At 41.4% G+C, this 12,245-nt stretch carries 11 protein-coding genes; all 11 read left to right on the top strand.

What is annotated here, in order from left to right:
• The first annotated feature begins 806 nt into the window (after positions 1-806).
• Positions 807-1,187 carry a hypothetical protein gene (locus AC1U9Z_RS13305; protein ID WP_479957762.1) on the top strand — a complete coding sequence of 127 codons (381 nt, stop codon included), beginning with the start codon at positions 807-809 and terminating at the stop codon, positions 1,185-1,187.
• Positions 1,174-2,220, top strand: coding sequence for a phosphodiester glycosidase family protein (locus AC1U9Z_RS13310; RefSeq protein WP_479957764.1), 1,047 nt, complete (start codon positions 1,174-1,176; stop codon positions 2,218-2,220). Before AC1U9Z_RS13305 ends, AC1U9Z_RS13310 begins: the two co-directional genes overlap by 14 nt.
• Before the next feature lie 216 nt (positions 2,221-2,436).
• On the top strand, positions 2,437-2,619 hold the full coding sequence (locus AC1U9Z_RS13315; RefSeq protein ID WP_333531772.1) for a hypothetical protein: 183 nt from the start codon (positions 2,437-2,439) through the stop codon (positions 2,617-2,619).
• 232 nt (positions 2,620-2,851) lie between these two features.
• The gene (locus AC1U9Z_RS13320) at positions 2,852-3,328 is read left to right on the top strand and encodes a VanZ family protein (protein ID WP_479957766.1); all 477 of its coding nucleotides are present in this window, start codon (positions 2,852-2,854) and stop codon (positions 3,326-3,328) included.
• 13 nt (positions 3,329-3,341) lie between these two features.
• Positions 3,342-4,355 (top strand): UDP-glucose 4-epimerase GalE, encoded by a 1,014-nt coding sequence (gene galE, locus AC1U9Z_RS13325; protein WP_479957768.1) that lies wholly within the window; start codon positions 3,342-3,344, stop codon positions 4,353-4,355.
• 117 nt (positions 4,356-4,472) lie between these two features.
• On the top strand, positions 4,473-5,390 hold the full coding sequence (gene galU, locus AC1U9Z_RS13330) for a UTP--glucose-1-phosphate uridylyltransferase GalU (protein WP_479957770.1): 918 nt from the start codon (positions 4,473-4,475) through the stop codon (positions 5,388-5,390).
• A gap of 148 nt (positions 5,391-5,538) precedes the next feature.
• Positions 5,539-6,243: a YveK family protein gene (locus AC1U9Z_RS13335; protein ID WP_479957772.1), complete on the top strand. Its 705-nt coding sequence runs from the start codon at positions 5,539-5,541 to the stop codon at positions 6,241-6,243.
• A gap of 13 nt (positions 6,244-6,256) precedes the next feature.
• Entirely contained in the window at positions 6,257-6,988 is a 732-nt protein-coding gene (locus AC1U9Z_RS13340) for a CpsD/CapB family tyrosine-protein kinase (protein WP_479957774.1), read from the top strand.
• Between the two features lie 24 nt (positions 6,989-7,012).
• Complete coding sequence (locus AC1U9Z_RS13345; protein WP_479957776.1) at positions 7,013-8,581, top strand: S-layer homology domain-containing protein; 1,569 nt, start codon at positions 7,013-7,015, stop codon at positions 8,579-8,581.
• Between the two features lie 112 nt (positions 8,582-8,693).
• Positions 8,694-11,318: an S-layer homology domain-containing protein gene (locus tag AC1U9Z_RS13350; RefSeq protein ID WP_479957778.1), complete on the top strand. Its 2,625-nt coding sequence runs from the start codon at positions 8,694-8,696 to the stop codon at positions 11,316-11,318.
• Between the two features lie 66 nt (positions 11,319-11,384).
• Positions 11,385-12,200 carry a tyrosine-protein phosphatase gene (locus AC1U9Z_RS13355; protein WP_479957780.1) on the top strand — a complete coding sequence of 272 codons (816 nt, stop codon included), beginning with the start codon at positions 11,385-11,387 and terminating at the stop codon, positions 12,198-12,200.
• The last annotated feature ends 45 nt before the right edge of the window (positions 12,201-12,245 follow it).

Consider the following 12,245-nt stretch of genomic DNA (forward strand, 5'->3'; position numbering starts at 1 on the left):
ATCAATCATCCCCCCTCGTTATGTATATTATAACACATAACGATTAAAGAGCCTAGCATATAATGTCAATAAATCTAGCTATTTCAAGAGGTTCGAACGTTTATTATCACCGCCTCGTTATGTATGGGCGGGAATCTAGGAAATAAGCTTGATGGGGTGTGAAGGAAGAAATTTGTATGATATCCTGGTTCCGCCTTTTCCTAAGGGTAATCATATTTTATGATGCAAAAGGTATGCCGGATAAAAAGATAGATAAATCAGACCATTTGTAAATTATTTTTAGCTTACTGTGCAATATCACACTACACTAAATTTTTGCTGTGTTTTACATCAGTAATAGCCCATTTTATTGAGTTGTAGAATTGCAATGCGCTGTGCGTGTTTGCAATGTTTAATGTGCGTATTCTTCTTCAGATAAAGGATAGACTGCTGGATTTTCGGGATATACAGGGAATGATGTGCTGATCCAGTATATCGTTGTTGCAGCTGTTGCCCAGAGAGAAACTGAAATCCCCTCCTCGGGACCTGCAATTTTACCCAGAAGGGGTCGGTCCTCACTTGCGTCAGTATTTAGACGATAAAAACTGGGGAGGGTTTGTATAATGGAACTGAGGGAAAACTAGCTCTCCTTCAGGCTAAAACGGTCACCCATAAAGACAGAAACAATCTTTGAAATGGGGGTTATCCAATACCACAGGGGTAGGTTCCCTGTGGTATTTTATTTAGGATTTTTGACAGGAATCAACATTTAGTTTATAGAATGATGAAGAAGAGTAAAGAAAAATGTTTTAAAGGATGTGATGATGTTGAAAAATCAACTGAAGTCTACAGGAAGTGCGAAGGAACGGACGAATAAGCGTTATCAATTTTTTGCGGGGATAATTGTTCTATGGCTAATTATTTTCATGGGCTCAGCTTACCTTGCCAAAGACTATATCGATAAAACCATGTTAAGTGTACAGCAAACTAACGCTATGAATGTGCAAGGCCTGGAGTTACGACTAGGTGTTCTTAGTGAAGAGATGAAGCAAATTAAAGAATTATTGCAGAATACAGACCAAACCCTTACCAGTTCTGACTCAACCCAAAAGGCCCTGAGAGATAAGATTAACGAACTAGATAAACAATTACAAGCTCTGGAGAAAAGCTTAAATGTATTAAAGGAGGCCCCTGATGCGAACCGTTAACATATTTTTTCTTCTTCTGTTCGCTCCAGTGGTTGGTTTTCTATTTACAGTTTTTAACTTCGACGACCATACCCAAGCCATGGGACTACCCCTTAAAAATACAGAAATAGCAGTTCAGTCTGCCGAAATGCAGATGGAGGATATAAACAACAATATCTCTTTTATAAACCAATTGGTTGAGGAGCAAGAACGCCTATACCGGGAACAGGAAAAAGTTATCCAAGAACTGTCAAGAAAGAGTTCAAATCAAATAAGACTGTCCAATCAGATATATGAAGAACGCATTTTGGCTATGTTAGGCCCTCCGGTAGGTTTTCATCAGTCTGAAAGGGTCGAAATAAAGGTATTTAAATTGGACGAATTAGGTTACCGGGGTTATATTGCCAAGGTAAAACTCCATGATCCATTGGCTTTTCGTGTGGTATTGGCCCGAGACAAATACGGTGAAAAGGAAACCCCCTGGGAGGCAACAAGCAGAACCGGAGCAATACTTGGCGTCAATGGTGGCGGCTTTTACAGGTTTATGCAGGATGGCCGGGAGTATACTTTGCCAATAGGGAACACGGTTATTGACGGAAAACTGGTCGGAGGTTTTCAATCATCCGTTGAGGATATTTTTTTCTCCGGCATTAAACGGGATGGGGAATTAATAGGGGGTATTTTTTTTGAAAGGGATGAACTTCTTAAGCAGAAACCCTGGCAGGGAGTTAGCTTTGTGCCCATCTTAATCCAAGAGGGCAAACCCGTTCCTCTGCCCCGGAAATGGCAAAATACGAAGCATCCCAGAACTATAATTGGCGAGTATGCCAATGGTGATCTGATACTAATAGTTGTAGATGGTCGTCAATCAGACTGGAGTAGTGGAGTTACTCTGGAGCGATTACAGATTAAACTGATCGAGCTGGGTGTAAAGGAAGGTTATAATCTTGACGGAGGGGGTTCGAGCGTCTTTATTTTTAATGGAAAGGTCTTAAACCGACCCTCTGATGGCATTCAGCGATCCATGGCTACCAATATCATGGTACTTCCATAAATCTACAGATTCGTTTTAGTGCTAGCTCTAAAAAATGGCAACTTCCGTTTGGGAGGGTTTGCCATTTTTTTATTCTTTTAGAACATATTACAAATTTTGATAATTAGCTACATTTTTTAGTGTAACGCCCCTGTCATGATATTTATAGGGGGGTGATTATCAAAAAATATATGTATTTGTTGAAAACTGCGAATTTTAATAAGGGAGGTGGAATGAATGGACAACAAGACGATCATATCCAATTTAAGAGATCATGCAGGTAGAATTATGGGTTACTCGCGGTGTATTGCCCAAAAGACAAAAGATGAGGAAATATTGCTGCTCTTGGCTCATATTATAACGGAGGCTGAAGATTTACTAGATGTTGCAGACGAGGTTAAAGATAAACTAACGGAGTAGCCACACGAAACTAAACGGCTCCTCTGCTGGATTATGCCAGTAGGGGAGTTTTCATATAATAGATCCAGGTTAGTATACTATTAATGAAGGAAAAAGTCGCTAGGGTTTATTGTGTAAAAAGAAAGGGAATTTGCAGATGTAAAAAGAATTATTGGATAATAGTTATAAATTGTAAGGGCACCACATTTAGGACAAAATTGCAAAGGGATTTATGTTACGGAGAAGATTTTATATGCATAGATTGATTAAGGGTGGGCTTCGTCTCCTACCATGGGTATTTGTTATTCTATGGATGATACTTATCTTTACTTTGTCAGCCCAACCAGCGGAACAATCGAATGGTCTAAGCAAAGGGTTAACAACGGTTATTGTAGAAACTATAGAGAAAATGGCTCCCGGGTCGGAGTTTGATATGGGAAGATTGAATCATCTGCTAAGAAAAAATGCCCATTTCTTCGCTTACCTTGCACTAGGGGCATTGCTGATGAATGCAATTAGAAAAGGAAGGGTTAAGGGACGGGGGGGTTATCTCTTAGCTTTCGGCATATGTGTGGCATTTGCTGTAAGTGATGAAGTACATCAACTATTTGTGCCAGGCAGGGGTGGTCAGATTAAGGATGTTTTAATAGATAGTGCCGGGGCACTTGTAGGGATTTGGATTTATGGGAGCTTAGACAGGGCGAATAAAGAAAAGAAACAATTAAGCTAAAGGAGAGAGTCTATTGGCCATATTGGTTACAGGAGGAGCAGGGTACATTGGCAGCCATACCTGTGTGGAACTGCTTCATGCAGGTCATAAAATAATAGTTGTGGATAACCTTTCGAACAGCAAACCGGAGTCATTAAGGCGCATCAGGGCCCTTGCTGGTCAAGAAATTAAATTTTACGAGATCGATGTTTTGAATAAAGAAGGACTTAAAAGGGTTTTCGCGGAAAATCAAATCGAGGCAGTAATCCATTTTGCCGGGCTGAAGGCAGTGGGGGAATCTGTGGCAATACCCCTGCGCTATTATCACAATAATATTACTGGGACACTGGTTCTTTGTGAGATGATGCAAAAATATGGAGTGAAGAAGCTAGTCTTTAGTTCCTCAGCCACGGTCTATGGCAATCCACAAAGTGTTCCCATATCCGAGGACTTTCCCCTCAGTGCCACGAATCCCTACGGGCGTACTAAATTAATGATCGAAGAAATATTGGGAGATCTGTATATATCCGACAAGACATGGAGTATTGCTCTGCTGCGTTATTTCAATCCCATAGGTGCCCATCGCAGCGGCCTAATTGGTGAGGACCCGGAAGGGATACCGAATAACCTGATGCCTTATATTTCACAGGTGGCAGTTGGCAAATTGAAAGAACTGAGGGTCTTTGGCCAGGATTATGACACACCCGATGGTACAGGGGTCAGGGACTATATTCATGTGGTGGATCTAGCCATTGGGCACCTACGGGCCCTGGAAAAGATCTTACCCACCACTGGTTTAGCTGTCTACAACCTTGGTACTGGCAGGGGTTACAGTGTGCTTGAAATGATTAAGGCTTTCGAAAAAGCCTCCGGCAGGAAGGTTCCCTACACCATTGTAGACCGCCGTCCGGGTGACGTGGCCATCTGCTTTGCCGATCCGGCCAAGGCGAAAAGGGAGCTTAATTGGGTTGCCGAGAGAGGGATTGAGGAAATGTGTGCGGATACCTGGAACTGGCAGTTTAATAACCCCAATGGTTATGAGGAATAGGAAAATATTAAAAATAAATAACAAAAGCAACTATATGATCACAATATGATATAATTCATTGTAAAAACTTATTAATTGACCTAAAGGTTTCCTGAAAAATTTCTGTGAGGTAAGAAGATGAAAGTACGCAAAGCGGTTATTCCTGCTGCTGGCCTTGGGACAAGGTTTCTCCCTGTTACAAAGGCCTTACCCAAAGAAATGCTGCCCATTGTTGATAAACCAACTATTCAATACATTATTGAAGAGGCCGTTAATTCTGGCATAGAAGATATTCTAATTATCACAGGCAGAGGGAAATGGCCCATTGTCGACTACTTTGACCGTTCTCCCGAATTGGAAGCTGCCCTGGGGGGCAAGGGTAAATCCGAAGAGTTAGAAACCATTATTAACCTTACCCAGATGGCCAATATTCACTACATAAGACAGAATGAGCCCCTCGGTTTAGGACATGCTGTGCACTGTGCAAAGTCCTTTATGGGCAATGAACCCTTTGCGGTGCTATTAGGTGATGATATTATAAAATCAAAGGTTCCCGCCTTGAAGCAGTTAATCGATATTGCTGAGAAAAATCACGCCAGTGTCATTGGTGTACGGGAAGTAGCGGTTTCCGATGTTAACAAATATGGCATCATCCAACCCGGGGAAAGTATGGGACAGGTATACCAGGTAAAGGATTTAGTGGAGAAACCTGCCCCGGAAAAGGCACCCTCTCGACTGGCCATTATGGGTCGCTATATACTAAATGCTTCGATCTTTGACTGTTTAGAAAATTTGCCAATTGGTGCAGGTGGCGAGATCCAGCTTACCGATGCCCTAAGGGTCCAGGCTCAAAGGGAGCGAGTTTATGCCTGTATGTTCGAGGGCATCCGCTATGATGCCGGGGACAAGCTGGGCTATTTAAAGGCCACTGTTGAATATGCCCTGGAATCGCCAGACTTTGGCTTAGAGTTTGCCAGGTATCTGGATGAGTTGCATCAAAAACGCAGTAATTTTACCAAGGCGGTTGCTGAAGTAGCCGCTGCCAAGGAGGAGTAATTCAAAGTAAGTACACATTATAATAAGGTGCACATTGTCGCAATTTGACGGCAAAAATAGGAAAATCATGCAGGATTAAGGAGTCTATTAGTGGAATATTTTCAGATTAATTGTTTAAATATGCTGTTTGACAAAGGAGATTATTCAGTTGAACGAGGACAGATTTGACACCAGGGAGGATTTTGAGGTTATTGATCTAAGGGATATTTGGCGAATAATCAAAAAGGGTAAATGGATATTAATAAGCCTACCGTTAATAGCTATGATTACCAGCGGTATTATCAGTTTTTTTGTTCTCACCCCCCGTTATGAAGCCTCTACCACCTTAATGGTCGGCAAAACATACTCTGGCCAAGATGCCATGATGCTGCAATATAATGATATTTTAACAGCTAATCAGTTAGTTAAGACCTATAGCCAGATTGCCAAAAGCCGTACTGTGGTTGAACAGGTGATGAAATCTGAAAAGCTTGACACAACCTATGAGTCATTAAGTCAGGTGATTGATGTTAAACCCGTCAAGGATACACAACTTATACAAATAACCGTGCAAGATGTCAATCCCCAACGGGCAGCTAGACTAGCGAATGTCACAGCCAATGTTTTTATGGGCAAAGTAGTTGAAATTATGAAGGTTGATAACGTTAATATTATCGATCATGCTGTGGTACCAAGCGCACCGGTAAAACCAAATAAAAAACTAAATGTAGTCATTGCCGGGGTTGTTGGTTTTATGGTTGCTTTAGGAATTATCTTCTTGCTGGAGTTCCTGGATCGAACCATCAAGACCGGGGATGATGTAAAGCGTCATCTCGATCTGCCAGTACTTGGGGTTATTCCTAAGATTGAATAAAAGGAGCATTAAGATGTCAAATAACAAACTTGTGGTTTTAGAAAATCCTAAATCACCAGTTGCAGAAGCCTATCGCATTGCCCGCACCAATATTCAATTTGCAGCAGTTGATAAGGTCCTTAAAACAATCTTGGTCACCAGTTCTGGACCAGCCGAAGGCAAATCTACCACTGCCGCAAACCTAGGCATTGCCTTTGCCCAGTCCGGTAAAAGTGTCATTATTGTAGATGCAGATTTACGGAAGCCCACCCAACATAAAGTATGGGGAATTGACAATAGCATAGGACTCACCAATATATTGTTAGGGGACACCGATGTATCCACAGCCCTACAACCCTCGCCCATGAAAAACTTACATATCATAACCACGGGCCCCATTCCTCCTAACCCAGCAGAGTTGTTAGGTTCCCAAAGAATGACCACTTTGCTGGCCGCCTTCCAAGAACATGCAGACATCATTATTATTGACACACCACCTGTTATTGCCGTAACCGATGCTGCCCTTTTGGCACCCCAAGTGGATGGGGTTGTTTTGGTGGTTGCTTCTGGACAAGCCAAAATCGAAGCAGCTCAGCGAGCCAAGCAAATGCTGCTGAATGGTAAGGCGAAAATTCTTGGAACCATGTTGAACATGGTGGAGGAGGATAGTCAGGATTATTACTACTATTACTACTATGGTGAAGGCAGTGACGGTAAGAAGAAAGGTAAAAGTAGAAGTAAAAGTGCCAAGGTGGCTTCTTTTTAAAATTTGAAGAAAAGGGAGATAGAGATGTTAAGGAAGAAAATATGTGCAGTTACATTAACATTAGCATTTTCCAGCCAATTATTAATTGCCCCGGTAGCTATGGCAAAAACAGTTGATGAGGCGGTTAAAGATATAACAAGCAACCCTACCTATACTGATTTTGTCAACAACCAATTAAAGGTTGACAAATCAACTGCTGATGGTTTTGTGCGTGATGTGGTTAATGACTTGGATATGAGCAAAATAAATGATGATTCTTATATTAAAGGGGTAGTGGCAGATAAAGTCATTAGTTATGATAACGATGAGTTTACCAATGCCATTGCTAATTTAATACAATCCCAGGGTTATGAAGCGGCAAAAAACACGGTTAAGGAACTCGGCAATTTATTTAGAGATGGACTTACCGAAAAGACGCCAATCGGTGGAGGCAGAGGTAGTAGCGGGGGAGTAATATCCAAGGAAGAATTTAAAATTAGCTCCCATGGTACTACTGCTGAGGTAAATGCCGGTGGCAAACAATATATAAATATAACAAGCAAACAGATGAGGGATTTAATAAACGGGAATAAAACATTAAATATGGTTTTTGAGGATGTAAATATATCTTTTAACAAAGATTCCTTAAACATCAGCCAGTTACTAAACCAGGACAATTCTCACTTTAGGGTTGAAGTCAAAAAGGTCAATTTAGAAAAACCAATGGAAGTGGCGCAAGGTGAAACACTCTTCAAGATTGCAGGAAACATCTATGAGCTTGCGGCATACCAACTAGATGATACAGATACTGTAAAAGAAATCACGGCATTTAAAGGGACTGTTAACGTTTCACTTCCCGTACCTAATGGTTACAAAGAGGGTGCCTCTTTAGGAAATTTAATGGTTTATTGCTATAACGAAAAGACAGATAAAGGGGAACTGCTAGGTGGAACCTATGATTCTACTAAAAATGCAGTGTCTTTTACAACCAGTTCCTTTAGTAAATACGCTTTGCTGGAAAAGGTAACAAGTCAAACCAATGTACCCCTAGCACCTGTTGCACATGTAAAATTTTCAGATATACAGGGACATTGGGCTGCTTCTGATATTGAGTACATGGCCAGCCAAGGATATGTTAAAGGTATCGGTGAAGGTGAATTTGGTCCCCAACGGCAAGTAACCAGAGCGGAATTTGTCGCTATGCTAGTGAATGTCTTAGGTATAAAGGAAGAAGGTAGCATTGCATTCAAAGACGTACCCAAGGGGTCTTGGTATTACTCAAGTGTGGCCATAGCCTATAAAGCGGGTTTGGCAAAGGGTAAAGGGGCAGATACCTTTGCGCCACAGGCACCGATCACTCGGCAGGAAATGGCGGTAATGATTTGTAATGCTTTAAACTATCAAGGCAAGCAGGTTCGGGGAGATATTGCTGCTTTATCCATGTTTACAGATAATATGTTAATTGCCGATTGGGCGAAGCAGTCTGTGGCCAATGTTTTAGCAAGTAAAATTGTTAATGGTAAGACAACTATCAAGGGGCTTTCCTTTGCTCCGCAGGATTATGCAACTAGAGCTGAAGGAACAGTTATGTTAAGAAACATATTGACTAAATAAATTGCGGTGATTATTAAAAAAAATTTGCGGTGATTATTAAAAAAATTCTGGAGGAGGGGTTCTATAAAAAAGTACTAGGCTTGAAAAAAGAAATAAGGAGGTTCTAAACAGAGTGAAGAAGAAATTATGGTTATCACTTGTATTATGTGTTGCCCTATTAGTATCCATGTCTGGTTACGCATTAGCAGCTGGGTTTTCAGACTTGACAGGGCATTGGGCAGAAAGCCAAATAAGTCAATGGGCTGATAAGGGTTTAACTGGTGGTTATGCGGATGGTACCTTTAAGCCCAACAAAGAAGTCACTAGGGCAGAATTTGTTGCACTGGTAAATCGTGCTTTTGCAATTCCAGCTGGCGGTACAACCAGTGTCTTTTCCGATGTAAAAGCTGAGCAATGGTACTTTGCTGAAGTAGTGAATGCAAAAGCTGCCGGTTATATTGGCGGCTACAGCGATGGTACTTTTAGACCCAATCAAACCATTTCCCGCCAAGAAGTAGCCAGTATTTTAGTCAGGCTGTTAAAGTTGCAACCTACAAGTGAGGGAACTAGTCAATTTGCTGATGCTGCCCGTATTCAGGATTGGTCTCGCAATAGTATCGGTGCCGTGGTTAAGAGTGGTTTTATGAAAGGATTTCCGGATAATACCTTTCAACCTTTAAAAAGTATTACTAGGGCGGAAGCCGTAGTGGCTTTGGACAGGGCTTTATCTGGTTCTGGTGTAATACCAGTCGGAAGCAATGGAATAGAAGGTACCGTTACATTTAACGGTAAGTCAGTAAACAATGCGGTTGTGCAAGTTTTCGAGGCCAACAGTTTTAAAGTATTTAAAGAAGCTAAAACCACTGGCAATGGCTCCTTTAAATTTGATTTAAATGCAGGAACCTATGATATAACTGTTGCTACTGAAAATGAAATAGCCTATCAGAGCGATGTTAAAGTAGGTGGGGGCAAGCTGACATCAGTAAGCCTATCGATGGAAAAAGCTGCTGTAGTTAGCGGTATACTGAAAGATAAGGACGATAATGTGGTTAAGAAGACAACCGTCGCTTTTACCACTAATCCTACCTTTATTACTACCACTGATAATGATGGTAAATATTCTTTAGCCGTGTTGGCAAACCATACCTATACCATGCGAGCTTATAATCCTGACAAAAAAGATCAGGAACCAGACTTAGTAACAGAAAGCTTGGCGGTAGGTGCTGCTGGTAAGCATGACGTTGGCACATTAAAAACTCATTTTGCCGTTAGCAAAAGTTCAGGCGGCGGCGGTGGTGGCGGCGGTGGTGGCACCCCCCCAGCAGATACCGTCATAATTGAGAAAGAAATACCACTAGGTGATTCAGTGTCCCTTGGAGTAGTGAATAAACCAACAAAGGTTAAAGCGGAGGTAAAGCTGCCTTCAGGTCAGAGTGTTGCCATGGAAATTGATATCCCTGCAATAGGAAAAGATTGCAGTTTAAAAGTTGAAGAGATTGCAGCGAACATTCTTGTTCCCAATGATCCTGAAATACCTTTCTTAGGTTTTAATATTACTCTTGAGGGTGCCCCTGGTACAGAAGTAACCATAGCTCTTCCTTTACCAGATGGTTTGGATGGAACTACCGTTGCAGCATATCACTATAATACCGTTACTGGCATGTGGGATTATAGAGAGGCTTCGGTGGTTGATCATAAGGTTGTTTTTAAAACTACCTTAAGTCCTGTTGGTGTTTCCAAAAAAGTGGCGGCACCAAGAGAATTATCAGCCTACAATGTTACTAATCAAAGTGTTGGTTTAGAATGGGATAGTGTAGATAACGCAACAAAGTATATGATCTACAGAGATAAGAACAAAATTGGTGAAACTGCAGTTACCAGCTATACAGATACAAATCTAGCGGCAGGATTTAAATATACCTATACAGTTGTTGCTTGCAACAAATATAATTTCACATCGAAAGAATCACCCGCTAAAACAATTACAACTTCTGCTATAGCCATTCCCGGCAACAACTTGCTAGAAATTTTAGATGCTGTTGAAGAGGCTTTAGCTCAGATTAGCCCAGAAGACTGGGAAAAATTAAAGGAAAATAGGGATAGGCTGTTAGGCTATACGGATGATCAAATCATAGAGGCCCTAAAAAATACTGGACTTGAAAAGGCCTTTGAGAGTGTTATTAATTCTACCGTTACTGATCAACAGGCACGGGTCACGATCGCGATCATTAGAAGTGTGGCTTACCTAGGTGAAGATACTGGTTATGACAACAGAACAAAGGTTATTGAACAGGTTAAAGAATTAAAAACAACCTATAGTGAACAGATTAGCAAGTTAGTAGCTAAAGGTGTAACTCAAAAGGCTGTATATAATTATCTAGTCTATATGTATGACGAGATTCTTACTGGGGAATATGTGATTAACAACAATTCCTATGAATCTGATTTATATAGTGCAGCCTTAAAGGAACTGCGGAGTGGCATGCATGAAGATCTGAAAACAGTAGCTAAAGATGCCTTTGATAGAATCAAAAGTGATTATTCCACTGTAAATGAGGGAGATAGTGATTACAAAAAACTTCTTAAGGAGCTTATTGCTGAACAGGAGTTTGACACTATAACTGGAAGTAAAGTTCGCTTAATGAAGGAATACCTGGTCTCCGAAGTACAGGGGGATGAAGGTAAGTATGCAACTATCGTGGATTTGATGGACTTGATTATAAACACCAGTAAGGTTTTTGTACCTACCCAATCATAGGATCTACAGAAAAAATAAGGCCCTGTCTTAATTGACGGGGTCTTGTTTTCAGGGGGTATCATACATTTGATAGATGTTCATAGTCATATTTTGCCATGCCTGGATGACGGTGCAAAGGATATAGAAGTAAGCCTGCAAATGGCTAAAACTGCTGTAGAGGAAGGGATTACATCCATCATTGCCACCCCCCACTGTATCCCTGAGGTCTTTTTTACCAAAAGGCAAGAAGTATTATCTGCGGTGGCAGGGCTACAAAACGCCCTAGATGAGGCAGAATTATCTTTAAACATTCTACCTGGCATGGAGGTTCATCTAACCTTAGACGTACCCCAAAGGCTGGCTAATGGCAGTGTACTGACATTAAATGATACCGGAAAATATGTACTACTGGAATTCCCCATGAATAGTGTTCCCGCCTATGCCGGACAAGTTATCTTTGAAACCATGCTCAAAGGCATTAAGCCCATTATTGCCCATCCGGAACGAAACAAAGAAATAGCAGAAGACCCACAAATATTATTTCAGCTCATTGAAAAGGGCTGCCTGGTTCAGGTTACTGCCGGTAGTCTAACAGGTCACTTTGGGTCAAAAATACAGCAACTGACGCAGGATTTTCTCCGCCTTGGCTGGGTAGACTTTATTGCCTCCGATGCTCATGATGCCGTAAGGCGGCCTTTTAAAATGAAAGAAGCCTGGGCTGAGGCTGTGGAACTGGTGGGGGAGGAAGGGGCCAATCAATTGTTTATTGGCAATCCGACAAAATTAATTAATGGTGAAGTTATAAAGAAGGGCGACATAGAGCCCTATCCCCGAAGCAGAAAAAGGGCTGGACACAGGAAAAAAGTGAGCTTTTTTGAGCGGTTAAACCGTTTGCTGCGCTAGTTATTTGCAAGGTGGTGAAGGGAATTAAAAAGATAGGGGTATTTT

The organism is Desulfotomaculum sp., from assembly GCF_982386235.1.

Excerpts from the sequence above, each read along its gene's own strand:
- AC1U9Z_RS13310 (WP_479957764.1), top strand. The coding sequence starts at position 1,174 with ATGCGAACCGTTAACATATTTTTTCTTCTTCTGTTCGCTCCAGTGGTT.
- AC1U9Z_RS13315 (WP_333531772.1), top strand. The coding sequence starts at position 2,437 with ATGGACAACAAGACGATCATATCCAATTTAAGAGATCATGCAGGTAGA.
- AC1U9Z_RS13320 (WP_479957766.1), top strand. The coding sequence starts at position 2,852 with ATGCATAGATTGATTAAGGGTGGGCTTCGTCTCCTACCATGGGTATTT.
- galU (WP_479957770.1), top strand. The coding sequence starts at position 4,473 with ATGAAAGTACGCAAAGCGGTTATTCCTGCTGCTGGCCTTGGGACAAGG.
- AC1U9Z_RS13340 (WP_479957774.1), top strand. The coding sequence starts at position 6,257 with ATGTCAAATAACAAACTTGTGGTTTTAGAAAATCCTAAATCACCAGTT.
- AC1U9Z_RS13345 (WP_479957776.1), top strand. The coding sequence starts at position 7,013 with ATGTTAAGGAAGAAAATATGTGCAGTTACATTAACATTAGCATTTTCC.